Source organism: Zoogloea sp. (genome assembly GCF_023150065.1).
Taxonomy (GTDB): domain Bacteria; phylum Pseudomonadota; class Gammaproteobacteria; order Burkholderiales; family Rhodocyclaceae; genus Zoogloea.
Genome location: NZ_JAKLLN010000003.1, coordinates 135,247 through 158,356 on the forward strand (window position 1 = coordinate 135,247; position 23,110 = coordinate 158,356).

A 23,110-nucleotide genomic window follows, 5' to 3' on the forward strand; every position below is an offset into this window, starting at 1 on the left:
AGAGGACCATGCGCAACATCCGTCACCTGATCATCACCAGCCTGCTGGCCAGCCTCGGGCTCGGCCTGTCACTGAGCGCCAGCGCCCACGGCGGTGACCGCGATCGCCATCACCGCCATGACTACAGCGAACGTCACCATGGCTGGAAGCATCACCATCGCCACGACGGCTACCGCGATTATTACCGCCCCCCGCGTGTGGTCTATCAGCCCGCCCCCTACTACGCCCCGCCGCCGCGCTACGCCTACACACCGCAACCGTCGGTGGTGATCGGCATTCCGCCGCTGGTCATCCCCTTGCGCTGAAACTGGGAAAACCCATGGACGGCAGACGCGTGCCGGCCGAGAAGGCCAGCTGGAGCACAGGCTCGACATCCGTCCGCAATCCGAACAACTCTTCCATACAGCGGATGTGGGCCTGGGTGCACTCCTCGATGAGGCCCCGGACGATGGTCACACAGCCCTCGGCACCGGCTTCGGCCATCAGCCCGACACGCTGTTCGAGTTCCGCCCGGTCTGCGGTATAGAGCACATCCCCATGCGGCAAGGCATGGGTGCGCAGATAGCTGTCACTGGCCCCCAGGGCCAGCCTGCTCACCAGGTACTGCATGCGCTGGGCCGCATCGACATTGGCGAGGGCAAGCCTTCCCATCAGGGTCATCAGGCTGACACGGGTGCGAAAGGCAGGGTCCGGCAGGGTCCACATGGGCTCAGGGTCTCGGTTGGGTCGGCACATCGGAATGACGGCAAGAATACGGGCAGAAGGCACTTACCGGCCGGGAAATCTGTCGCCACCCGCAGCGCGTCATTCTGCGCCGATTGCAACAGCTTGTCTCAGCCGGCCTGCATTTACCCGAGCCCGTCCACCGGCCATAGCCAGGCCGCCCCGCGCACCCCGGACGAGTCCCCGTGGGCGGCCGCCCGCAGGCGGGTGTCCACCTGATCGGAGAAGACGTGGCGCCCCCACAGACGGGGGACATGCTCATGCAGGCGCGCCAGATTCGACAGCCCGCCGCCCAGCACGATCACATCCGGATCCAGCAGGTTGATCACCCCGGCCAGCGCCCGGGCCAGCCGCGCCTCGTAGCGCTGCAGGGTCGCTTCGCAGGCGACATCCCCCGCTGCCGCGCCAGACACGATGGCCTCCGGGGGCAACCCGATGCCATTCCGCCGGGCGTGATCGGCGGCCATGCCCGGGCCGCTCAGGTAGGTTTCGACACAGCCGGAACGGCCGCAATAACAGGCCGGCAGGGGCAGATCGTCGCCTTCGGGCAGCGGCAGCGGGCTGTGCCCCCACTCGCCGGCAATCCCGTTGGCCCCGTCCAGCACCTGCCCCTTCACCACGATGCCGCCCCCCACGCCGGTGCCGAGGATCACCCCGAAGACCACCCCGGCCCCCGCAGCGGCGCCGTCCACCGCCTCGGACAGGGCAAAGCAGTTGGCGTCGTTGGCGATACGCAGCTCGCGCCCAAGCAGGGCCTGCAGATCCGTCAGCAGGGGCCGGCCGATGAGACAGGTGGAATTGGCGTTCTTGATCAGCCCGCTGCGTCGCGACAGGGCCCCGGGCGTGCCCACCCCCACCGAACCTCGCCGGCCCAGCTCGCTCTCCACCGCCGCCACCAGCCCGGCCACTGCGGCCAGGGTGCCGGCGTAGTCGCCCTGGGGCGTCGCCACCCGACGCCGGGCCAGGGTGCGGCCATCATCGTCGAGGGCGATGATTTCAATCTTGGTGCCACCGAGGTCGATGCCGATGCGCATGGGCGGGATGTCCGGAAAAATCCGGATGATAGCCCCACCGTCTCCGCTCAGGCCTGGCTGGCCCGGTACTTCTGCCAGCCGCTCCAGCTGTACAGGATCAGCCCGGCCCAGATCAGCCCGAAGGTGAGGAGGCGGGCGGGTTGCAGAGGCTCGTCGAAGATCAGGATGGCGGTGAGGAACTGCAGGGTGGGGTTGATGTACATGAGCATGCCCACCGTGGCCAGGTTGAGGCGCTGGGTGGCCGCGGCAAACAGCATCAGGGGCAGGGCCGTGAGCACCCCGGAGGCCGCCAGCAGGCCCTGGGTCAGGCCGTCGAAGCCCGTGAACACGCTGTGCCCCTGGGTCTGCTGCCACAGGGCATACAGGCCGATCAGCGGCAACATGGTGAGGGTTTCCAGCCACAGCCCGGAGATGGCATCCACCGCCACCTGCTTGCGCACCAGCCCGTACAGCCCGAAGCTGCCGCCGATGAACAGGGAGATCCAGGGCAGGCTGCCGAGGGTCAGAAACTCGCTGCCGACGGCCGCCACGGCCAGCCCCACCGAGGCCCACTCCTTGCCGTTGAGGCGCTCCTTGAGCACCAGCATGCCCAGCAGCACATTCACCAGCGGGGTCAGAAAGTAGCCCAGGCTGGACGCCACCACCTGGCGCTGGTCCACCGCCCACAGGAAGGCCAACCAGTTGGAGCCCACCAGCAGCGCCGCCACCCCCAGGCGCAGCACGGTGCCCGGGCGCCGCGCCGCGGCGAGGGTGGCCGGCCAGTGGCGGCGCGCGCTGAGGATGAGGCTGACGAACACGCAGCCCCACAGGGCCCGGTTGCACAGCACCTCCACCGGGCCGACATGGCCGAGCTGGCGGAAGAACAGGGGGAAGAAGCCCCAGATGCCGTAGGCACCGAGGCCGAAGGCCACACCGGCCAGGCTTGCGCGTGGGTCCACGGGTTTACGTTCGCGGAAAGTTGGAGAACAAAGGTATCACCTGCCTTGCCACCGCGCCCTTGGGGTTTTCCTCCGGGCCCGCCGACAGCCTACAATGGGCCCATTCCACTGCAAGGACGCACCACCATGCTGATCACCTTCAAATCCCCCGCCAGCGGCGACGTCATCATGTTCGAGAAGAACGGCAAGGAGATGCTCACCGTGCTGGGCAAGGACCCCGCCGATCCCAAGGGCATCTTCACCGTGGAACAGCTGCCGGCAGCCATTACCACCCTGAAGGACGCCATCGCCGCAGACAAGGCCCGCCAGGCCGAGAAAGCCGACGCGGACAGCGCCGAGGCCAAGCCCGGCGGTGCCGGCGTCAGCTTCTTCCAGCGCGCGGTGCCGCTGCTGGAGATCCTGGAGCGCTCCCTGAAGGGCAAGCACCCGGTCACCTGGGGCGTCTGAGGCACGCTGGCCTGCCCCGTCCATCCCCATGACCCGGCGCGACATCGATCTGGCCCTCGAAGTGGTGCAGGCACACCTGCCCGGGCTGGGCATTCCGAAACGCCTGTGCACCCGGCGTCTGGCCGCATCCGGACGGGTGGTCGGGCAGTACCGCTGGCACTCCGACACCCTGCGCCTCAACCCGCGCTATCTCGCCCCCCTGTCGGAGGCCGATGCCCTCGACCTGCTTGACACAGTGCTCCACGAACTCCTCCACAAGGCCTCGCCCCTGTGGAAGCAGCTACGTGACAGCTTCCGCCCGCATCCGGACATCTGGAAGCAGGCCGAAGCCCTGGCGGCACGCCTCGGCCCGGCCTACCTGGCCCGCCGCCGCGGCGACGACCCGGCCGGGCCGCGACAGGCCTGACCTGCCGCCCGCGCGGCAGCCGGCTCAATCCGGAATGTCGGCCACGTCGGGCACCACCACCGCAAACAGATCCCCCAGCGCCGCCAGGGCCGCTGCCTGCAGGGCCGCGGCGGGAACGGTGCTGCCATCCGGCGCCGCCAGGGGGCGGGTGGCGGTGGCACTGGCGGGCACCGTCACGGCATAACCCAGGTTGAAGGCACCGCGGCCCGTAGAGTTGATGCACATGTGGGTCATGAAGCCGGCCACCACCACGTTCTTCACCCCGAGGGCCTTCAGGCGCGCATCCAGGTCGGTGTTGAGGAAGGAGTTCGGGTAGTTCTTCACCACCACCGGCTCGCCTTCGGCGGGCGCCACCTTGTCGGCAATCGCACCAATCTCGGCCCGGATATCGTAGGGCGTGCCGGGACCGGCATCGTGCTGGATGTGGATGACCGGCACCTTCAGGGCCCGGGCGCGGGCCAGCAGGCTGGCGCAGGCATCCAGGGCCGGCTCGACGCCGCTGAGCTGCATCACGCCCGTGCGATAGGTGTTCTGGGCATCGACCAGGATGAGGGCCGACTCGGACAGGCGGGAGGGGGCAGCGGGAAGGCCGGACAGCTGGCGCAGGGTGGTGGAAGCGGTCATGGAATGTCTCCGGAATGAATGATGAAGCAGCGGGCACAGGCTAATCCCCGGCCGAACCTGCGTAAATTGACATCCATGCCACGCTTTCCTGCAAAAATGCAGAGCTTGAACGAAGGTGGATGCGATGAACTGGGACGATCTGCGTTTTCTGGTGGTGATCGGCCGCGAGGGCACCCTGGCCGCCGCGGCCCGCAGCCTCAAGGTGGACCAGACCACCGTGGCCCGACGCCTGCGCGCCCTGGAGGACGCCCTGGGTGCCCCCCTCTTCGAGCGCAGCGAGGGGCGCTGGCACCCCACCCCAGTGGGCGCCCGGGTGCTGGAGCGCAGCGCACGCATCGAGGAGGACGTGGCCGGCGTGGTGCGTCTGGCCGAAGCCGGCAACCGGGCGGTGAGCGGCCTGGTGCGCGTCACCGCGGTGAGCGCCATCATCGGTGAATACCTGGTGCCACGCCTGCCCGGCCTATACGCCCGCCACCCGGACCTGGCGGTGGAGCTGATCGCCAGCAACGACAACCTCAGCGTGGCCCGCCGGGAGGCCGACATCGCCATCCGCCTGGCCCGCCCGGCGAGTGGCGACTTCCTGATCCGCAAACTGGCCGACGTGGGCTTTGCCATCTACGGCGCCGCCCGGGGTGATCTGCCGGTGCGGCCTGGTGACTGGGTGGCCTACAACCAGGACCTGGCCCACACCCCGGAGATGCAGCGCCTCGACGCCATGCTCGGCAAGGGCCGGATACGTCTGCGCTCCAACAGCCTGCGTGGCCTGGCCCGGGCGGTGGCCGACGGCATCGGCCATGGCATCCTGCCCTGCTTCATGGCCGACCCCGACCCCGGTCTGGTGCGCCTGGGCGGGCATGAGCCCGTGCTGAGCCGGGAACTGTGGATGCTCATCCACCCGGATGCCCGCCCCCAGGCCCGGGTTGCCGCCAGTGCCGACTGGCTGGTGGAATGCTTCAGCGCCGAGGCCGCACGCTTTCGCGGCAGCCCCTGAAACAGCGGGGGCCGCAAGGGCTTCGCCATCACGCTGTCTTCACAAAAGCTTCATGCAATTGGCGTGGAGGGCTGGCAACAATAGCGGTATTACCCATTGTGCCCCCGTCCACGCCCCATGTACTTCAGCGGCCTCGTCTCCCACCTCCGCGACATCCTCTCCAGCCAGGCCCTCGGTTTCGTCTTCCAGCCGGTCTTCGACCTGCGCCGCCGGGAGGTACTGGGCTACGAGACCTTGATGCGCGGCCCGATCGACTCGCCGCTGCACACACCGGAACAACTGCTGCGGGTGGCCCGGGATGCCGGCCTGGGGCTGCCCCTGGAGCACCTGGCCGTGCGCCGCGCGGTCTCCGCCTTTGTGGCTGCCGGGCTGCCGGGGCGGCTCTTCATCAACCTCAGCGGGGCCATGATCGTCGACCTGGTGCGTGAGGGAGGTCTGCCGGCTGTGCTCGATGCAGGGGGGCTCAACCTTACCCGGCTGGTGGTGGAGCACATGGAGGCCGAGCCCGCCCCGCCGGCCGGCCTGGACGAGGCCTGGCAGGAGCTCGCAGCCCTGGGCTGCGGCCGCGCCACCGGGCGCCCCGAAGAGGCGGCAGACTTTCTGAAGCTGACACCGCCCCACACCCGCCGCATCCATGCCGAAACCCCGCGCCGGGAGGCACTGGCCGGGCTGGTGGAAGGGGCTCGCCGGCAGGGGCTGCAGGTGATCGCCGAGGGCATCGAGGACGCCCGTGACCTGGCCACCCTGTGCGCCCTGGGCTGCGACTGCGCCCAGGGCTACCTGCTGGGCATGCCGGCCAGCGAGCCCGTGCGCCAGCTGTCGCGCAGCGTGGCGGGGCTGCTGGCCACGGCCTGCGACAGGGCGCCCCTCAACCCGCGGTGAGCTGGGCGTAGAGCGCCGGCAGGCGCGCTGGCAGATCGGCCGGATTGCGCAGGATGGTGTAGCCGGACGGCCCGAAGAGGTGGGGCAGGTAGCCCTGGCCTTCCTTGTCGATGGTCACGCAGAAGGGCCGTACGCCTTCCTGGCGGGCCGCGTTGAGGCTCATCCGGGTGTCCTCGATACCGTAGCGGCCTTCGTAGTGGTCCACGTCGTTGGGCTTGCCATCGGACAGGATCATCAGCAGACGCAGGGCCTCCGGGCGCTTGGCGAGAATCTGCGTGGCGTAGCGGATGGCCGCCCCCATGCGGGTGTAGAAGCCGGGCTTGAGCACACCGATGCGGCCGCGGATGCGGTCGTCGATCTTCTCGTCGAAGCCCTTGATGCGGTGGAAGCGGATGTGCTCGCGCCGCCGTGAGGAGAAACCGTACAGGCCGAAGGGGTCGCCGGTGGCCCCAAGGGCCTCGGAGAACAGCCACAGGCTGTCGCGGATCACGTCGATCACCCGCTGCTCGTCGCTGACCCAGGTGTCGGTGGACAGGGACAGGTCGGCCAGCACCAGGCAGCACAGGTCGCGCTCGCGCCGCTCGCACGACAGGTAGCCGCCATCGCTGCCGGCCACGTGGCCGGTGCGTCGGTCGGCGTAGGCGCGCACGCAGGCGTCGATGTCGAGCTCGGGACCGTCGGGCTGGTTCTTGAGCCAGCGCCGGGCCGGGGTCAGGGCCTCCAGCTGCCGGCGCAGGCGCCGGGCCGGGGCGCGCAGCCGCGGGGGCAGCGGGCAGGGCTCGGCATCCCGGGGGTCGAGCACGGAGATGCTGCACATGTCCTTCTTCAGGATCTGCTTCTTCCAGTCCCACTCGGGCAGCAGGATGCCGCTCTCGAGGGGAATGTCGTCGTGGGCGGCGGAGGGCAGGTCCAGGTCGAAGCGCACCCGCGAGGCGGTGTCCTGACCGTCCTGGGCCACGGCGATGCGGTCCATGTCCTGGGCGACCCGGGTCGGGTCCTCGTCGTCGCCCTCCTCGTGGCCGCGGTTCACCTTCACGTATTCGGCAAAGGACAGCAGGCTCTCGGCCCGGAAGGGCAGGATCAGCCCGTTGCGGCCATCGGGCATGTCTTCGCGCTGGGCCTGGCGGCGGCGGTCGGTGGCATCGGCCGACTTGCTGCCCTCCCGGTGTTCGGCGGGCGTCGGATCGGCCGCAGATTCGCGCCGGTCCAGGGCCACCGGCGCCGGGTACAGCCACAGGGCCACCGGCGTGGGCGGGCGGCGGGCGGCCGGCAGGGCGGCGACACTGCCCGGCGCCTCCAGGGCCTGGCGGATGACCTTTTCGGCGGAGGCCTCGTCGGCCGGCAGCTTGCCCGGGTCCGGGCGCTCGGCCAGCACCGCCGCCACCAGCCGGCGATAGCGTGCTGCAAACCCCGGAAAGGCTTCCAGGGTGGCGACGCTGGCCTGCTGGTTGGCGACAATCCAGGTATCGGCCGACAGACCACCCGCAGGCAGGGCGGCCCCCTGGGCGATCAGCCACAGGTACAGATCACGGTTGAGGCTGCGTTCGGAAAAGAGGGCGATCTCGGCCGGCAGGCGCAGGGTTTCCTCGTCGCGGGCTGCCTGGGCCACCTTCTCGCCGGTATGGGCCAGCCGCGCCAGCCAGTTGCGGCGGGCACCGTGCTCCACTTCGGCGGCGGGTGCCACACGCAAACCGGCGTCGCCCCCCAGGGCTCGGAAGAGGATGCCGGCAGTGCGCTCCATGTCGGCCAGCCGCACAGCCGCCTCGGGGTGGCTGCGCGTTGCCGCGCGGGTGATGAAACGGTGCCACAGACCGCCGATGAACTCTTCCATGCCTGCCTTTCCCGGGGGCTACCTCGCGGTCCAGCCCCCATCAATCAACTGCACCGAGCCGGTCACCGAACGGGCCGCCTCGGAGCACAGGAACACCGTAAAGGCCGCCACTTCGTCGGCCTCGACAAACTGCTTGGTGGGCTGAGCGGCCAGGATCACCTCGCGGATCACCCGGTCTTCCGGCAGGTTATGCACCTTGGCCTGATCCACCACCTGCTTTTCCACCAGAGGCGTGCGCACATAACCCGGGCACAGGGCGTTGCAGGTGATGCCCTGCTCCGCCACCTCCAGCGCCACCGCCTTGGAGAAACCCACCACCGCGTGCTTGCTGGCCGTGTAGGGCGCCTTGAAAGGCGAAGCCACCACGCCATGGGCCGAGGCGATATTGACGATGCGGCCCCAGCCCCGCGCCTTCATGGACGGCAGGGCCGCCTTGGTGGTGTGGAACACCGACGACAGGTTGATGGCAATGAGCTGATCCCAGCTGTCGTCGGGGAAGGCGTCAACGGCCGCCACGTGCTGGATTCCTGCGTTATTGACCAGGATGTCCACACTGCCGAAGGCCGCAATGGTGGCCTCCACCAGGGCCCGGGCCGATGCCCCCTGGGCCAGGTTGGCCTGGGTGTAGGCCACCTCGACGCCCGTCTCGGCGGCCAGCCCGGCCCGCAGGGCCTCGGCATCGGCCGCCGGCCGCGAACCGTTGAGCATCACCTTTGCCCCGGCCTTTGCCAGCGCCTGGGCCACCGCCAGACCAATCCCCGAAGTGGAACCCGTCACCAAAGCCGTCTTGCCTGCCAGCATCTCACTCTCCTCGATTCACGCCGGGCCCCTGCCCGGTCAGACAGGGGATGCTACCCGAAGGACGGCAGGGGGTGACACGAAGGGAGCGATGGTGAACGGGCTGCATGACTGGCCCCAACTGTAGCGGCCAAGCCCGCGCACCACCCTGTTCTGGCTCAATTTGCGACGTCGATCCCCGCCGCTGGCGCCAGTCGGGCTACTGGAAATCCCCTTCGATCCAGCTCCGCGCCACCTGCTCGGTGAGACGGAAATCGGGCACAACCCGCTCTTCCGCGACGACCTCATCGAGCTCATCGTGGGCCACGAGCAGCGCATGGGGCTCGTATTCATCGGGCACCAGGCGCAAGGACACCGCCCACTGCCGCCCCCGCACCATCACCGACACGGAGCGCAGCGGCCGGCCACCCGCCTGCCGTGGCTCGGCGGGCTCTGCCACCTGCCGCGAACTGCGCACCAGCGTCTCGAAAGCCGCCTCATCGGGTGGCGGTGGCACCACCACCGGGAGCCGCACCTCAATGGGCTCACCAGACGCCACCAGCGCCAGCTGGGACGGCGCTCCGGCATCCACCCCGTCACGCCGACGCCGGCGCGTCCGACGCAGCACCGGCGCAGATGGCAGCACACCCTCGACGGGAAATTCGAAACAGGTCTGGTGATTCATGGGCATGGCTTCGGGTGCCGCGGTAATCAGGCACGGCAGTCGGAGGAGTTCTTTTGACTGTATAAAAAAACAGCCAACAACTCAAGACCAGAATGGCGCCCTGAAGCCTCGGTCTGCGGGATCAGCGCAACAACCCCCCATACCAACGGCGCTCACCCCTCCTCCGGCGTATCGGCAAACCTTGCCCCCGGCGCGGCCACCAGGCGGACGATGCCGTCGGGGCTGCGTCCCTCCCATCCGGCGGTGCCGGCAGGCCGGGATGCCTTGAGGCTCGCCAGCTTCATGATCCCGTCCCCGCGAGGAGGAGGAAATGCTTGACCCCGGGCGTTCGTCTGGCACTATCCGGGCACGGGTTTAAACATAATTTTCTTGGGGTCATTCAGCGTGTGGAAAGTCTTCAACCTCAATGAGCTCAAAGGCAAGGTTGCCGGAAATCAGCCTTCCATTTTCGAGTTTCTTCGCAGTTCGCAGATGTCCTGCGCACTGTATCGCCTGCCGGCAGGCGCGCGGGACATGCAGGCCCCGCACCTGGAGGACGAGCTCTACATGGTGCTGGAGGGCCGGGCGCGGCTGCGCGTCGACGGGCAGGAGCAGGAGGTGGGGCCGGGAATGGTGCTGTTCGTGGGCGCCACCACCGAGCATTCCTTCTTCGACATCACCGAAGACCTGACCCTGATGGCCATGTTCGGGCCGTCCGGGGGCATGCGCTGACGCAGCCTACAGCTCCACCCGGTTCCGCCCAAGGCGCTTGGCGCGATACAGGGCGGTGTCGGCGTGGCGGATGAGTTCGTCAGCCGAGGTGCCGTGCCCGGGATAGGCAGCGATGCCGATGGACAGGGTGGCGCGCAGCCGGAAGTCGCCAAACGGGACTTCGAGATTGCCCACGGCCTGGCGCAGGGCCTCGGCACGCTCCTGGGCCGAGATCAGGGGCATGGTCGGCATCAGCAGCAGGAATTCCTCGCCACCGTAGCGACAGGCCACGTCGCCGGCGCGGGCCATGCTGCCCAGCAGGGCTGACAGCCGGAGCAGGATTTCGTCGCCGGCCTGGTGGCCATAGGTGTCGTTGACCTGCTTGAAGTGGTCGATGTCGATGAGGATAAGGGCCAGGGAATGGCCGTCGCGCTTGCAGCGGGACAGTTCCCGCTCCAGGGTGCTGTCCAGGTAGCGCCGATTGTAGAGGCCGGTAAGGGGGTCGCGGTTGGCCTGCTCGCGGAGCTGTTCCTGCAGTTCGTCAATCTCCCGCAGGTTGTTATGCAGGGCGTCATTGACGTTCATGAGCTCCCGTTCACGCACCTGCAGGGCTTCGCGGGTCAGGCGCAGGCGCTGGATGCGGGTGAAGGCGACCTGCCCCAGGGCGGTGAGATAGAGGGTCAGGCCGACGATGCACGACAGGGTGGTGATCCAGTCGGTCTCGGGCGTGAAATGAAACCCCCACAACAGGCAGCCGATCAGGGCGCCCCCCGGGAAGGCCACCAGGGTTTCGGCAACACCTGTCCAGCCCTTGTTGGCGGTGTTGTTGGAAAGGGTGCCGAGCAGAGCGGCAAAGGTGATCCAGACAGGAAAGCCGACGGTGGCCACGGCCATGCCGAGAAACACCGAATCGGTGCGCAAATTGCGCAGCTCCGCAGCGGTCGGGTCGGCCAGGCGACGGGTGCGCAGGTACTGGGCGTGGGGGTAGATCAGGAACAGCAGGACCATCAAGGCCCAGAAACCGGGGCCACGGCCATCACCCGTGCCATGCAATGCAACGACGCCGAACATCATGGCAAAGGCCACGGTGCGCATGAGGTAATGCATGCGCACGAGCCACGGTACCTTCGGCTGGATGACGGCGAAATCGGGCTTGGACATGGCGAAGGGCGCCTCCTGCGGCTTCCCGGATGGAATCGACACGATGCCAACCTTATCCTGTCCGGATGGCCTGCGGTTTACTCCGGTGCACCAAAGCCGCCTTCAACCCACGCGGCAGCGCTGCGCCGGTCGAGCTTGAAGCCGGCGCTGACGCGCACTTCGGCGATGAGGTCGTCAAACGCGTCGCGGGCCGAGAGGGTGGCGTAGGGCTCGTAGTCATCGGGAACGATGTCGAGCAGGACGCTCACCGCGCCCTCGTCGGTACTCACCGTGATGCTCTTGTGGAGCAGGGCATGGAGGTGCTGTTCATGCCGGCGCAGCACTTCGGAGGCGGTCTTCACCAGGGTCTGGAAGGCGCCGGCATCAAGGGGCTTGGGATTCTTCTTGTCCCTCCCCATGGTCCAGGGGCCCACCAGGGCGGGTTCGGACTCACCGTCCTTGAGCATCTCCACCGCCCAGCCATCGTCGTCCTGGTTCTTGATGACGCGTGCCGTCCAGCCGTTGTCGCTCCACAGCCGGTCTTCCCTCACGGCCACCGGGCCGCCTTCATCGAGGATCTCGGCCGACATCATGCGGCCTGCCGGCGGCTCAGCAGCAGGCCGCATTCCAGGTGGGGCGTGTAGGGAAACTGGTCGAACACGGCGGCGGCGCGGATCTCGTGGGTGTCGTGCAGGGCGGCCACGTTGTCGCGCAGGGTGGCCGGGTTACAGGAGATGTAGAGGATGTTCGGAAAGCGCCGGGCCATGTCGACGGTGGCCTCGTCCAGGCCCATCCGCGGCGGGTCCACGAAAAGGGTGGAGAAGTGGTAGCTGGCCAGATCCACGCCCTGCATGCGCCGGTACTCACGGCCGCCGGAGAGGGCGTCGCTGATCTCGTCGCTGGACATGCGCACCATGGTCACATTGCCCACGCCATTGGCTTCCAGGTTGTAGTCGGCGGCCTTCACCGACGACTTGCTGACCTCGGTGGCCAGCACCCGCCCGAACTGGGGCGCCAGGGCGATGGTGAAGTTGCCGTTGCCACAGTACAGCTCCAGCAGGTCGCCGCCCACGCCGGCCACCTGCTGGCAGGCCCAGCCGAGCATCTGGCGGTTAACACCGCCATTGGGCTGGGTGAAGCTGCCCTCGATCTGCTGGTAACGCAGGGCGCGGCCGTCGAGTTCAAACTCTTCCAGCAGCCAGTCCTGGCCGACAACCACCTTCTGCTTGCGGCTTCGCCCGATGATCTGCACATCCATGACGGCAGCCAGTTCGCGGGCGGCGGCCTCCCAGTCTGCGTCCAGGGGGCGGTGATAGACCAGGGTGATCATCAGCCGACCACTCAGCGTGCTCAGAAAATCCACCTGAAAGATCTTCCGCTTCAGGGGCGGGCTGGTCATGAGGTACTCGCGCAACACCGGCATGGCCCGGGCGATGGGCTCGGCAACGGCGGGAAACGCATCGATGATCACCGGCGTCTTCGGGTCGGCGCTGTCGAACATGGCGTAGTCCACCCGGTCCCCTTCGTGCCACATGCGGAACTCGGCGCGCAGGCGGTAGTGCAGGTGGGCGGATTGATGGACGAGGGGCGCTGGCACGGCGAAGGCGGCGAAGTCCTGCCTGAACTTGTCCACCTTGGCGGCGAGCTGGCTGGGGTAGTCGGCAGGGTCGATACGGGGCAGGGACATAAGGGTGGTACGGTGAATTTTCGATGCGGGGCGTGCCCTCAGGGCCGCCGGCGGAGGGCCGAATATACGCCTGTCGGCCCTGCCCCGTCATGGCGTGCCAGAATCCGCCGCCCACCCGCCCGGAACCCGCCGCCCGGCCCATCACTCGAAAGCGCTCTTTCGTCCTTACTTTGCCACCCCACCGCCATGTCCCCTCGTCAGCTCAAGATCCACAGCCACCCCGCCCCCACGCCGTCCGGCAAGCCGCCCCTGCTGTTCGTCCATGGCGCCTATACCAACGCCCTGGGCTGGCAGCTCAACTTCATCCCGTATCTCAACGCCCGGGGCTTTGACTGTTTCGCCCTCGACCTCTCCGGCCACGGGGAAAGCGAGGGGCGGGACCAGCTCGACCACTTCGGGTTGGCCGACTACGCCGACGACGTGGCCCGGGCGGTCGCCAGCCTGCCTGCCGAGCCGGTGCTCATCGGCCACTCCATGGGCACCCTGGTGGTCCAGCTCTACCTTGCCAAGGCCAGCGCAGCCGGCGTGGCCCTGCTGGCTCCGGTTCCGCCCACCGGCACCGGCGGCTCGGCCAGCCGGCTGGCCCTGGTGCAGCCGGATTTTTTCAGCGAGCTGCCCAAGGTGATCGCCGGGCGCCCGGACGAGCACACCCTGAGGGTGATGGCCGAGGTGTATTTCTCGCCCGACATGCCCCACCAGGACGTGCTGCAGTTCATGCCGATGATCCAGGCGGAATCGGAACATGCCGTCGCCGAGATGGTCGCCCTGCCCTTCATGTCGGTCAAACGCCGCCCGGACATCCCCGCCCTGGTGATGGGCGGCGGCGAGGACGCGGTGTTCCCCGCCTCCATGCTGTTCTTCACCGCCCTGCCCTGGAAGGCCCGTCAGGTGATCATCCCCCGCGCCGGGCACATGCTGATGCTCGACCCCCAGTGGCAGGAAGCCGCCGCCGCGCTGGCAGACTGGCTGGAGACCCTGCCGACGGCATAGATGCAGAGGGGCCCTTACTGGCCCGGCCTGTCGAACATCACATAACGCTTGGTGACGTGCTCCAGCACTTCAAAGGTGCCGACGAAGCCGGCGGGGATGATGCCGGCGTCGCCGGGGCCGAACTCCCGGGCCGCACCCGCAGCATCGATGATGCGCAGGCGGCCGCTGATGAGCTGGAAGAACTCGTGGCGCCCCGGATGGAAGGCGATGCGCCAGGCGCCAGGCTCGCAGGCCCAGTCGCCCATGGAGAGGGCGCCGTCTTCGGCGCAGTAGCGCTCGGAGGTCAGGCGTCGGGGTGGGGTGCCGATGGCCCGCTCGGGGGCGGGGCGGTCTTCAAGGGGGGCTGGAGCAGGATCGGAAAAATGGATGAGGGCAGGCATGGAAGACACCGGGCGGAATGATCAGGCCCGGAGTTTACGTCAGCCACGGCCCCTGCCCGGGCCGTTCAGAACAGTTCGACGTCGTCGCCCTTGTCCTTCATCTCGGCCTTGTAGTTGCTCAGGGCTTCCTTCACCGGCATGCCCTGCATCACCGCGTTGAACATCTCCACCTCTTCCCGGGTGGAATACTTGGCGCGGATCTTCTCCTGCAGGGCCACCCACTCGAAGGGGTTGTAGAGCTTGCGCTGGTCGGTGACCAGGGTGGTGAGCGCGTCCAGGCTGTGGGAGACGTGGGCCAGGCGCTGGCTGAGCTTGTCGTAGAACTGGAAGGCGATGATGGATTTCTGCACCCGCCCCGCCACTTCACCGGCATGACCGATCAGGGACTCCTTGAGCTGGGCGGTGGCCGGCGTGTCGGGCAGCTGCTCCAGGGCCGTGCCCATCATGCGCATGTAGCCGGCCATGGAAGTGAAGGAGTCGGTGAGCACCTCCACCGAGCTGCTGCCTTCCTTCATCGCCGCCTCGATCTGGCCGACGGCGAGCTCGAGCATCAGCACGGTCTCACGCACCTGACTCCAGTCCAGGTCCGGCATATGGGCACTGGTACCGCGACGTTCGTCTGCTGCTGGCATATCTGTCTCCCGGTTCAAACTAAGTTCCCGGGGTTTTCGGCACGGTACACAAAAGCTTTAGGGCAGGGCCCGCAGGCCCGCCCCGCTCAGGCCTTCTTCACAAACTCCGATTTGAGCTGCATGGCGCCGAAACCATCGATCTTGCAGTCGATGTCGTGGTCGCCGTCCACCAGGCGGATGTTCTTGACCTTGGTGCCCACCTTGACCACCGACGACGAACCCTTGACCTTCAGATCCTTGATCACGGTCACGCTGTCGCCGTCCTGCAGCACATTGCCATTGGCGTCGCGCACGACTTTCTGCTCCTCGGCGGCGGCCACCTGGGGCCACTCGTGGGCGCACTCGGGGCAGACGAAGTTGGCGCCGTCCTCGTAGGTGAATTCCGACTTGCACTGTGGGCACGGGGGCAGGCTGCTCATGGTCTTTCCTTGATGAATGGAGGCCGGCGGGCCGGCTGAGGGCCGGAAGGATAACCCTTCCCGGGGCAGGGGGAAATCCCGGGCGGTCCGTGTTAGGGTTGCCCCCGTCCCGACTGGAAGCCCCCGATGAGCTCAACACCCCCGCCCCCCGCCGATGGCCGCGGCACCCGCGCCGCCCTGATCTTTGCCCTGACCGCCGAACGCCTGTCCCTCTGGTACGAGCACAATCAGTGGCCTACCGAAGCCCAGGGCGCCACCCTGGTGGCCGACTGGCTCGGCCGAACCCGGCGCAGCCTGCCCCTGGCCGACCGCCGCCACCTCTCCGACCTGAGCGATCAACTGGCCCGGCGCATTGCCGGCGCCCTGTCCCGCGAGGCCGGCCTGTACGCCGTCCACGAAATGATGGAAGCCCTCGACCCCAACTACGAATCCGACCTGGCCCGCTCCCTGATGGCCGAGTGCGAGAGCCTGCTCGACGGCCCTGACACCCCGGCCTGAGCGCCGGGCCCCCACAACAGCCCCCCAGCCCGGCAAATGCCCAGCGGACGGCGCCCAAAGCCCGTATCCTTGCGCCCTTCCCGAGTCGGCCGAATTCCGCCGCCCCCAACCGGAGCTTCACCCCATGATCACCCTCAAGAGCGTCACCCTGCGCCGCAGCGCCAAGGTGCTGCTCGACAACGCCTCCGTCACCCTCAACCCCGGCGAGAAGGTCGGCCTGGTGGGGCGCAACGGCGCCGGCAAGTCCACGCTGTTCGCCCTGCTCAACGGCACGCTGCATGAAGACGCCGGCGACTTCCATATCCCCGCCGCCTGGCGCATGGCCCAGGTGGCCCAGGACATGCCGGAGACCGAGCAGTCCGCCACCGACTTCGTCATCGAGGGCGACAGCGCCCTGGTCGCCGCCCAGCAGGAAGTGCACGACGCCGAGGCCAGCGGTGACGGCGAGCGCATGGCCTACGCCTACATGGCCCTGCACGACGCCGGTGCCCACGACGCCCAGGCCCGCTCCCAGGCCCTGATCCTCGGCCTCGGCTTCAAGACCACCGAGCTGTGCAACCCGGTGAACAGCTTCTCCGGCGGCTGGCGCATGCGCCTGCAGCTGGCCCGGGCGCTGATGTGTCCGTCCGACCTGCTGCTCCTCGACGAACCCACCAACCACCTGGATCTCGACGCCCTGGTGTGGCTCGAAGCCTGGCTCAAGCGCTACACCGGCACCCTGGTGGTGATCAGCCACGACCGGGAGTTCCTCGACGCCATCACCAACGTCACCCTGCACATCGACGCCGGCAAGCTGACCCGCTACGGCGGCAACTACTCCACCTTCGAAGACACCCGGGCGATGCAGATGGAGCTGCAGCAGAACGCCTACGCCAAGCAGCAGGACAAGATCGCCCACCTGCAGAAGTTCATCGCCCGCTTCAAGGCCAAGGCCAGCAAGGCCAAGCAGGCCCAGAGCCGGGTCAAGGCCCTGGACCGGATGGACCGCCTGGCACCGGTGCTGGCCAGCGCCGACTTCACCTTCGAGTTCAAGGAACCCCTTAACCTGCCCAACCCCATGCTGGCCATGGAAGACGCGTGCTTCGGCTACCCGCCGGCAGACGACGCCCCCCCCGGCACCCCGCCCACGGTGATCGTGCGCGGGGTGAACAAGTCGGTGATGGCCGGCCAGCGCATCGGCATCCTCGGCGCCAACGGCCAGGGCAAGTCCACGCTGGTGAAGACGGTGGCCCGCGACCTCGCCCCCACCGCCGGCATCGTCACCGAAGGCAAGGGCCTGCGCATCGGCTACTTCGCCCAGCAGGAGCTGGACATACTGCGCCCCCAGGACAACCCGCTCGAACACATGGTACGCATGGCCCGCGAAGGCCTGCCCCCCGGGCAGAGTGGCCGCGAGCAGGATCTGCGCACCTTCCTCGGCACCTTCAATTTCAGCGGTGACATGGTCAAGCAGGCCGTCGGCACCATGAGCGGTGGCGAAAAGGCCCGGCTGGTGCTGTGCATGCTGGTATGGCAGCGCCCCAACCTGCTGCTGATGGACGAACCGACCAACCACCTGGATCTGGCCACCCGCGAAGCCCTGGCCATGGCCCTCAATGAATTCGAAGGCACCGTGATGCTGGTCTCCCACGACCGCGCCCTGCTGCGCTCGGTGTGCGACGAGTTCTGGCTGGTGTCCCGCGGCGGCGTCGAGCCCTTCGACGGCGACCTGGACGACTACCAGCGCTACCTGCTGGAAGAAGCCCGCCGCGCCCGGGAAGACCTCAAGGCCGCCCTCAAGAGCCCCAAGCCCGCCGCCACCCCGGCACCGGCGCCCGTGCCTGCCGCCCCTCGCATCAGCCCCGAAAAGCTCAAGGGCCTCAAGCGCGACCTGGGCAAGCTCGAGCAGACCATCCTCGACGTACAGACCCGCAAGCACGCCCTCGAAGCCCAGCTCTCCGCCAACCCCGCCGCCGACAGGATCGCCGAACTGGGGCGCGAGCTGGCCCAGGTGGACGCCAGCCTCAACACCCACGAGGAGCAGTGGCTGCTGCTGTCGGAGGAGATCGAGGCGGCAGGGGGCTGAAGCCTAGCCGATCCGCAGCCCCGTCTTCTTGAGGATCGCCGTCGAGAACAGCACGTCCCGCGCCCGGCACGCACTGCCGAGCAGGGTGGCGATCTCTTCCACCTGGGCCAGCACGCTGGCCCTGTCCTTGCCATGGACCATGGCGAAGAGGTTGTAGGGCCAGTCGGGGAGTGCCCGGGGGCGTTCGTAGCAGTGGGTCACGCCGGGCAGGCGGCCGACCGCTTCGCCCAACTCGACGATGCGCTCGTCGGGCACATCCCACACCGACATGCCGTTGGCGGTGTAGCCCAGGGCGTAGTGGTTGGGCACCGCGCCGATGCGGCGGATGCGGCCGTTGTCGAGCATGTCGGCGAGGCGGGCGCGAACCTCACCGGCGCTGATGCCAAGCTGTTCGGCAAGCACGTCGTAAGGCCGCGACACCAGGGGCAGGCCGGCCTGGGTGGCCAGCACCAGGCGGCGGTCGAGATCATCTGCGGGGCGGGTCGTCATGCCTGCAACCTCATGTCCACAAAGAACTCCCGACGCTTGGGAAAGGCGAACACCGGCAGGCCAGTGGCGGCCTCGATGCGCCGGATCACGTCGTCGATGCCCTCCGGCGTCTCGGTGGCGAGCACGAACCACATGTTCAGCCGGTGGGTGCGGCGATAGTTGTGGGCCACCTCGGGGAAGGCATTGACCTGCGCCGTCACCGCCTCGAAGCGTTCTTCCGGCACGGCCAGGGCCGCCAGCACGAAACGCCCGCCCAGACGCTCGATCTGGAACATGGGCCCGAAGCGGGTCAGCACGCCGGTGTCGAGGAGGCGCTGGAGGCGGGCGAGCAGATCGGCCTCGTCGATGCCCAGACCCTCGGCAACATCCTGGTAGGGCGTATCGGAGAGGGGAAAGCCCCCCTGCAGGGCGTTGATGATGCGCCGGTCGAGGGCGTCCATCACGGGCGCGACGGCGCTCATGCCGCCTGCTCCAGCGGAGCCTGATAGCGGGCGCCGCATTGCTTGTAGCAGTCGGTGGAGAACAGCACTGCCGAAGGAAAGGCAGCGAGCCCCACCCGGGCGGCCAGCGCGGCGCGGCGGGCGTCCACTTCGGCGCGCCCCTGACCGTGGATCATGCAGAACAGGTTGTAGGGCCAGTCGGGGCGGGTGCGCCGGCGATAGCACAGGCTCACGCCGTCTTCGGCGGCGAGGGCGTGGCCAAAGGCGCTGACCTGATCCTCGGGCACCTGCCACACGCACATGGCGTTGGCCCGCCAGCCCAGCTCCCGGTGGCGAACCACCACGCCAAAGCGGCGCAGGGTGCCATCGGCCAGCCAGCGGGACAGGGTGGAAAGAACCCGCCCTTCCCCCAACCCGGCGGCGTCGCCCAAGGCCTGGAAGGGGCGTGCGCCCCACGGCAGCCCGTCGTGGAGCCGCCCGATCAGCTGCCATTCGCTGCGGGTCATGGCCTGCCGCTGGACCGGGAGGACGGCATGGCGGGTACGCCGACCGCTGGCCAGATCAAAGCCCAGATCGATGTGGTATTCCTCGACCAGAGGCAGGGCGATGGCCGGACAGCCGGTGGCGGCCCCCACGTGCTCCAGCAGGCGGGCCAGGGCGGCCTCGTCGGGGGCGCTGGCGACGAACCACAGGTTGTAGCGGTGTTCGCGCCGGTAGTTGTGATTGACCCCCGGGAAGGCACTCACCTGCATCGCCACCCGGGGCAGCTCGGCCTCGGGCACGGCCATGGCGGCCAGGGTGCTGGCGCCGATGCGGTTGGGTGCAAACACCGCGCCCACGCGGCTGATCTTGCCCTCGTCATGCAGCATGCGCAGGCGGGCAACGACCTGTGCCGCGCTGCAACCCAGCTGGCCGGCCAGCACGTCCCAGGGCTGGCTCACCAGCGGAAACCCACGCTGAAACTCGTTGAGCAGGCGGAAATCCAGGGTGTCGCCGTTGGGGGCAAAGGGCTCCGCGCGCGGAGGCTGTTCCATGATCTGCATGTCAGAACCCGATCCGCTGGCCGCGCGAGGTGAAAAAGATGCCCGAGGGCGCGTCCACGGGGAGCTCGCGCCGCACGCCAAAGCTGGCCGTATCCACCACCGTGACCCGGTTGCTGTCCCGGGCGGAGAGCCACACCTCCTCGCCCCGGGGGGTGAATTCCATGTGCAGCACGGCCTTGCCGGGGCTGAAGGTATGCACCACGCGCTTCTCCACCGTGTCGATCACCTGCACCCACTCGTTGTCGGGGAAGGCGAAGTTGACCCACACCTGGCGGCCATCCGGGCGGGCCATCACGAACACCGGCTGGCCCTTCACCGGCACCCGGGCCACCTCCTGCCAGCTGCGGGCGTCGGCCACCAGCACCTCGTGGCGCCCGATGGCCGGCAGCCAGGCCTGGCCGGCCGCCATGGACCAGCCGCGCAGGTGGGGCATCTTGAAGACCGGCAGCTTCTCTTCGCCGCGGCCGTAGCCGGCGAGCACCTTGCGGGCGCCGGCCCCGGGCTGCCACAGGTCGAGCAGGGAGATGCCGTCCTCGCCGAACAGGCCGGCCAGGAACCAGCGGCCGTCCGGCGTCACCAGGCCGTCGTAGGGCTGCTTGCCGGCCGGGTAGCGGGTGGTGACGGGCTTGCGCGGGTCGGTGAAGTCGGTGATGCGGATCTCGTTGGCGTCGAACAGGGCATACACGAAGCGCTGGCCGGGAATGTCGGCCAGCCCGACCACACGGGAGAACTTGCCCGGGGCGTACTCGGCAGGCACGTCGGCGAGGAGCTCGAGGGTGTCGGCGTCGAAGGCCTTGATGCCGCCGGGTTCGTAGTTCTGGGCGACGATCAGGCGGCCATCCTGGGAGATGGAGCCGCCGATGGAGTTGCCGGCCTGGATGACACGCCGGTCGATGCGGCGGGTCAGCAGATCGACCTTGGTGAGCCCGCCGTCACGGCCGAAGACATAGGCGTAGCGCCCGTCGCGAGAGAAGGTGACGTGGGCGTGGGACAGATCGCCCAGCCCTTCGACGGTGCCGAGGGCGGTGCGCTGGCTGTGCTCCACCACCTGCACGCGGCCGGCGGCGCGTTCGATGACCACGCCCAGGTCGCCGGTGCCGCGCAGGGCCTGGGGTGGGGCGGTGCCACAGGCCGACAGGCCCAGGGCCAGGGAGGCGGCAATCAGGAGGGCACGCATGATCAGGGCAGGGCCGGGAAGCCCCGCTTGAGCTGGGCCACCACCCAGCCCGCCTCGGCTTCATCCATGAAGCGCAGCCAGCCGGGCATGGCCGTGCCGGGGCGGCCATGGAGGATGGTCGCGACGAGGGAGTCGTCCGGCCAGTCGGCCAGCTTCTCGGGCAGCAGGGAGGGGCCCAGGCCGCCCGCCAGGCGCATGCCATGGCAGGAGCCGCAGTCCTGGCGGACCAGGTGGATCAGGTCTTTCTGGCGGGCAGAGTCAGGCTCTGCGGCCGGCGCGGAAGTGACGGCCAGGGCGGTCAGGCCCAGCAGAACGGTCACGTGAATCAGCAGGGATCGGTCCATCGCAGGCTCCTTCGGAAGACGGCGCCACAGTAGGACGTCGTACTCCGGGGGGCATTGACGGGTATCAAGAAGGCCCGGCTGACGCCCTAGGCAGGGGATCCGAGCCGACCCATGAGCGCCCGCCAGGCCTGCTCGGCGTCCGCGCCCGCGGCGGTGAAGACTTCTTCCAGCAGGGCCATCTGGGTGCCCGACAGTTCGGCTTCGAGGGCCGCGCCGGCGTCGGTCAGCTGGAGCTGCCGACTGCGCCTGTCCTCGGTGCCTGCGCGGGAATCCACCAGACCGGCCTCGACCAACTGGCGCAGGGGCGCGTTGAGGGCCTGCTTGCTGACCCCCAGCACCCCCAGCAGGGCCGTCACCGTGGTGCCCGGGCTGCGCGCCACGAAGTACAGGATGCGGTGATGCACCCGCCCCAGACCGCGAGCTTCCAGGATGCGGTCGGGGGGCGCGGTGAAGGCGCGATAGGCGTGGAAGAGGAGCTCGATGGCCTGGCGCAGTTCGGCCTGACGATTTAGGTCAATCATGTTGACTTTAATTTTCATGAAGAGCAGGATTAATAGGTCAATATTATTGACTTAACTTCTTTCACGCAATCAGGAGAACCCTCATGTCCGCAGGCCTCAGCCCCCGTCACGCCCCTTCCCTCTCTGCCCGGGTCAGCGATCTGCACCCGTCGCCGATCCGGGAGATCCTGGCGGTGGTGGAGCGGCCCGGAATGATCTCGTTTGCCGGCGGGCTGCCCGCCGCCGAGACCTTTCCCGACTTCGGCCTGGCCGTCCCCGATGCCGCCCTGCAGTATGGGCCCACCGAGGGCGATCTCCGCCTGCGCGAGCGCATCGCCGACGAGCTCTCCGCCATCGGCCTGGACTGCGGCCCGGAGCGGGTGCTGGTGTTGTCGGGTTCCCAGCAGGGCATCGACCTGGTGGGCAAGCTGTTCATCGACCCGGGCACGCCGGTGGCGGTGGAATCGCCCACTTACCTGGCGGCCCTGCAGGTGTTCCGCTTCTTTGGCGCGCGCTTTGCCCCCTTCACGCCGGAAACACTCGACGCGACCGGCTTCGGACCCACCCGGCCGGCCTTTGCCTATGCCATCCCCACCTTCCAGAACCCCACCGGCCGCTGCTACACCGGCGCCGAGCGTGAAGCCCTGGCGAGGACCTGCGATGAGGCCGGGGTGCCCCTGTTCGAGGACGACCCTTACCGCGATCTGGTGTACGACGCCTGCGAGCGCCGCCCGGTGGTCAGCCACCTGCAGGGCAGCCCGTGGATCTACCAGGGCTCCTTCTCGAAGAGCCTGGCGCCGGGGCTGCGCCTGGGCTTCCTGGCCGCCTCGCCGGAATTCTTCACCTATCTGGTGCGCCTCAAACAGGCCGCCGACCTGCACAGCAACCGTCTCAGCCAGTGGCTGGTGCTGCAGCAGCTGGCCGCCCCCGGACGCCCAGCGCGAATGGCCCGCCTGGTGGACTTTTACCGCCACAAACGTGATCTCTTCGCCGCCGCGCTGCATCGCCACTTTGGTGGCCTGGCGAGCTGGGAGACACCGGCCGGCGGCCTGTTCTTCTGGGTGCGGCTGCGCCAGCCCATCGACACCCGGGCGCTGCTGCCCCTGGCCATAGAAGCGGGCGTGGCCTTCATGCCGGGTGAAGCCTTTTACCCCGACGATCCTGCCGCCACCGGCACCCTGCGCCTCAACTTCAGCCACGCCGACGAGGCTGACATCGATCGGGGCCTTTCCACCCTGGCCGGCCTGTGCGCCAGCCACATGGCCATGGGCTGACGAC

30 protein-coding genes are annotated in these 23,110 nt (G+C 68.5%); 10 read left to right on the forward strand and 20 right to left on the reverse strand.

Annotated elements, in window-relative coordinates; translation table 11 throughout:
• Positions 1–8 precede the first annotated feature (8 nt).
• Positions 9–305 carry a hypothetical protein gene (locus tag L6Q67_RS05600; RefSeq protein WP_296566542.1) on the forward strand — a complete coding sequence of 99 codons (297 nt, stop codon included), beginning with the start codon at positions 9–11 and terminating at the stop codon, positions 303–305.
• On the opposite strand, the gene L6Q67_RS05605 is transcribed toward L6Q67_RS05600, so the two are convergent.
• From L6Q67_RS05605 to rarD, 3 genes are all read right to left on the reverse strand, one after another.
• A complete protein-coding gene (locus L6Q67_RS05605) occupies positions 289–705 on the reverse strand; it encodes a hypothetical protein (RefSeq protein ID WP_296566544.1) in 417 nt (138 codons plus the stop codon). The genes L6Q67_RS05600 and L6Q67_RS05605 overlap by 17 nt on opposite strands.
• A gap of 143 nt (positions 706–848) precedes the next feature.
• Positions 849–1,757 carry an ROK family protein gene (locus L6Q67_RS05610; protein WP_296566547.1) on the reverse strand — a complete coding sequence of 303 codons (909 nt, stop codon included), beginning with the start codon at positions 1,755–1,757 and terminating at the stop codon, positions 849–851.
• Positions 1,758–1,804: 47 nt separating this feature from the next.
• Positions 1,805–2,695: an EamA family transporter RarD gene (rarD, locus tag L6Q67_RS05615; protein ID WP_296566549.1), complete on the reverse strand. Its 891-nt coding sequence runs from the start codon at positions 2,693–2,695 to the stop codon at positions 1,805–1,807.
• Between the two features lie 126 nt (positions 2,696–2,821).
• Between rarD and L6Q67_RS05620 the strand changes: the two genes are divergently transcribed.
• The gene (locus tag L6Q67_RS05620) at positions 2,822–3,142 is read left to right on the forward strand and encodes a DUF1840 domain-containing protein (protein ID WP_296566552.1); all 321 of its coding nucleotides are present in this window, start codon (positions 2,822–2,824) and stop codon (positions 3,140–3,142) included.
• 28 nt (positions 3,143–3,170) lie between these two features.
• Complete coding sequence (locus L6Q67_RS05625) at positions 3,171–3,548, forward strand: hypothetical protein (RefSeq protein ID WP_296566556.1); 378 nt, start codon at positions 3,171–3,173, stop codon at positions 3,546–3,548.
• A 24-nt stretch (positions 3,549–3,572) separates the two neighbouring features.
• Here L6Q67_RS05625 and L6Q67_RS05630 read toward each other — a convergent pair whose 3' ends face one another.
• Positions 3,573–4,172 (reverse strand): cysteine hydrolase family protein, encoded by a 600-nt coding sequence (locus L6Q67_RS05630; RefSeq protein ID WP_296566558.1) that lies wholly within the window; start codon positions 4,170–4,172, stop codon positions 3,573–3,575.
• 124 nt (positions 4,173–4,296) lie between these two features.
• On the opposite strand from L6Q67_RS05630, the gene L6Q67_RS05635 reads away from it, so the two are divergent.
• Both L6Q67_RS05635 and L6Q67_RS05640 read left to right on the forward strand, forming a co-directional pair.
• A complete protein-coding gene (locus L6Q67_RS05635) occupies positions 4,297–5,163 on the forward strand; it encodes a LysR family transcriptional regulator (protein WP_296566560.1) in 867 nt (288 codons plus the stop codon).
• Between the two features lie 117 nt (positions 5,164–5,280).
• Positions 5,281–6,045, forward strand: coding sequence for an EAL domain-containing protein (locus tag L6Q67_RS05640; RefSeq protein WP_296566561.1), 765 nt, complete (start codon positions 5,281–5,283; stop codon positions 6,043–6,045).
• Here L6Q67_RS05640 and L6Q67_RS05645 read toward each other — a convergent pair.
• The 4 genes from L6Q67_RS05645 to L6Q67_RS05660 all read right to left on the reverse strand — a co-directional run bounded on the left by L6Q67_RS05645 (position 6,032) and on the right by L6Q67_RS05660 (position 9,622).
• The gene (locus L6Q67_RS05645; protein ID WP_296566564.1) at positions 6,032–7,876 is read right to left on the reverse strand and encodes a VWA domain-containing protein; all 1,845 of its coding nucleotides are present in this window, start codon (positions 7,874–7,876) and stop codon (positions 6,032–6,034) included. The two genes, L6Q67_RS05640 and L6Q67_RS05645, sit on opposite strands and share 14 nt — an antisense overlap.
• A gap of 18 nt (positions 7,877–7,894) precedes the next feature.
• Entirely contained in the window at positions 7,895–8,677 is a 783-nt protein-coding gene (locus L6Q67_RS05650; protein ID WP_296566566.1) for a 3-hydroxybutyrate dehydrogenase, read from the reverse strand.
• A gap of 196 nt (positions 8,678–8,873) precedes the next feature.
• Positions 8,874–9,338, reverse strand: coding sequence for a hypothetical protein (locus tag L6Q67_RS05655; RefSeq protein ID WP_296566567.1), 465 nt, complete (start codon positions 9,336–9,338; stop codon positions 8,874–8,876).
• Between the two features lie 152 nt (positions 9,339–9,490).
• Positions 9,491–9,622 carry a hypothetical protein gene (locus L6Q67_RS05660; protein WP_296566570.1) on the reverse strand — a complete coding sequence of 44 codons (132 nt, stop codon included), beginning with the start codon at positions 9,620–9,622 and terminating at the stop codon, positions 9,491–9,493.
• Positions 9,623–9,809: 187 nt separating this feature from the next.
• On the opposite strand from L6Q67_RS05660, the gene L6Q67_RS05665 reads away from it, so the two are divergent.
• A complete protein-coding gene (locus tag L6Q67_RS05665; RefSeq protein WP_296566571.1) occupies positions 9,810–10,049 on the forward strand; it encodes a cupin domain-containing protein in 240 nt (79 codons plus the stop codon).
• A 6-nt stretch (positions 10,050–10,055) separates the two neighbouring features.
• Here the strand turns inward: L6Q67_RS05665 and L6Q67_RS05670 are convergent, their stop codons facing one another.
• From L6Q67_RS05670 to trmA, 3 genes are all read right to left on the reverse strand, one after another.
• Positions 10,056–11,189, reverse strand: a complete 1,134-nt coding sequence (locus tag L6Q67_RS05670) for a sensor domain-containing diguanylate cyclase (RefSeq protein WP_296566573.1) — start codon at positions 11,187–11,189, stop codon at positions 10,056–10,058.
• Between the two features lie 77 nt (positions 11,190–11,266).
• Entirely contained in the window at positions 11,267–11,761 is a 495-nt protein-coding gene (locus tag L6Q67_RS05675) for a hypothetical protein (RefSeq protein ID WP_367171627.1), read from the reverse strand.
• Complete coding sequence (trmA, locus tag L6Q67_RS05680; protein WP_296566575.1) at positions 11,758–12,855, reverse strand: tRNA (uridine(54)-C5)-methyltransferase TrmA; 1,098 nt, start codon at positions 12,853–12,855, stop codon at positions 11,758–11,760. The genes L6Q67_RS05675 and trmA overlap by 4 nt, the downstream gene beginning before the upstream one ends.
• A 186-nt stretch (positions 12,856–13,041) precedes the next feature.
• Here trmA and L6Q67_RS05685 point away from each other — a divergent pair, with 186 nt between their 5' ends.
• On the forward strand, positions 13,042–13,845 hold the full coding sequence (locus L6Q67_RS05685; RefSeq protein WP_296566584.1) for an alpha/beta hydrolase: 804 nt from the start codon (positions 13,042–13,044) through the stop codon (positions 13,843–13,845).
• Between the two features lie 14 nt (positions 13,846–13,859).
• Here L6Q67_RS05685 and L6Q67_RS05690 read toward each other — a convergent pair whose 3' ends face one another.
• The 3 genes from L6Q67_RS05690 to L6Q67_RS05700 form a co-directional block, all read right to left on the reverse strand.
• A complete protein-coding gene (locus L6Q67_RS05690; protein WP_296566587.1) occupies positions 13,860–14,225 on the reverse strand; it encodes a cupin domain-containing protein in 366 nt (121 codons plus the stop codon).
• 65 nt (positions 14,226–14,290) lie between these two features.
• Positions 14,291–14,857 carry a hypothetical protein gene (locus tag L6Q67_RS05695; protein ID WP_296566590.1) on the reverse strand — a complete coding sequence of 189 codons (567 nt, stop codon included), beginning with the start codon at positions 14,855–14,857 and terminating at the stop codon, positions 14,291–14,293.
• 86 nt (positions 14,858–14,943) lie between these two features.
• Entirely contained in the window at positions 14,944–15,276 is a 333-nt protein-coding gene (locus L6Q67_RS05700) for a zinc ribbon domain-containing protein YjdM (RefSeq protein WP_296566591.1), read from the reverse strand.
• 126 nt (positions 15,277–15,402) lie between these two features.
• Between L6Q67_RS05700 and L6Q67_RS05705 the strand changes: the two genes are divergently transcribed.
• A complete protein-coding gene (locus tag L6Q67_RS05705) occupies positions 15,403–15,774 on the forward strand; it encodes a hypothetical protein (protein ID WP_296566593.1) in 372 nt (123 codons plus the stop codon).
• Between the two features lie 124 nt (positions 15,775–15,898).
• Entirely contained in the window at positions 15,899–17,839 is a 1,941-nt protein-coding gene (locus tag L6Q67_RS05710) for an ABC-F family ATP-binding cassette domain-containing protein (protein WP_296566596.1), read from the forward strand.
• Positions 17,840–17,842: 3 nt separating this feature from the next.
• On the opposite strand, the gene L6Q67_RS05715 is transcribed toward L6Q67_RS05710, so the two are convergent.
• The 6 genes from L6Q67_RS05715 to L6Q67_RS05740 form a co-directional block, all read right to left on the reverse strand.
• On the reverse strand, positions 17,843–18,328 hold the full coding sequence (locus L6Q67_RS05715; protein WP_296566600.1) for an AsnC family transcriptional regulator: 486 nt from the start codon (positions 18,326–18,328) through the stop codon (positions 17,843–17,845).
• Positions 18,325–18,789 carry an AsnC family transcriptional regulator gene (locus L6Q67_RS05720; protein ID WP_296566603.1) on the reverse strand — a complete coding sequence of 155 codons (465 nt, stop codon included), beginning with the start codon at positions 18,787–18,789 and terminating at the stop codon, positions 18,325–18,327. Before L6Q67_RS05720 ends, L6Q67_RS05715 begins: the two co-directional genes overlap by 4 nt.
• Positions 18,786–19,802, reverse strand: coding sequence for an Lrp/AsnC family transcriptional regulator (locus tag L6Q67_RS05725; protein WP_296566606.1), 1,017 nt, complete (start codon positions 19,800–19,802; stop codon positions 18,786–18,788). Before L6Q67_RS05725 ends, L6Q67_RS05720 begins: the two co-directional genes overlap by 4 nt.
• A gap of 10 nt (positions 19,803–19,812) precedes the next feature.
• The gene (locus L6Q67_RS05730) at positions 19,813–20,988 is read right to left on the reverse strand and encodes a cytochrome D1 domain-containing protein (protein ID WP_296566610.1); all 1,176 of its coding nucleotides are present in this window, start codon (positions 20,986–20,988) and stop codon (positions 19,813–19,815) included.
• Between the two features lie 2 nt (positions 20,989–20,990).
• Entirely contained in the window at positions 20,991–21,332 is a 342-nt protein-coding gene (locus tag L6Q67_RS05735) for a cytochrome c (protein WP_296566612.1), read from the reverse strand.
• 86 nt (positions 21,333–21,418) lie between these two features.
• The gene (locus L6Q67_RS05740; protein WP_296566615.1) at positions 21,419–21,853 is read right to left on the reverse strand and encodes a MarR family transcriptional regulator; all 435 of its coding nucleotides are present in this window, start codon (positions 21,851–21,853) and stop codon (positions 21,419–21,421) included.
• Between the two features lie 83 nt (positions 21,854–21,936).
• Between L6Q67_RS05740 and L6Q67_RS05745 the strand changes: the two genes are divergently transcribed.
• Complete coding sequence (locus L6Q67_RS05745; protein WP_296566617.1) at positions 21,937–23,106, forward strand: PLP-dependent aminotransferase family protein; 1,170 nt, start codon at positions 21,937–21,939, stop codon at positions 23,104–23,106.
• Positions 23,107–23,110 lie beyond the last annotated feature (4 nt).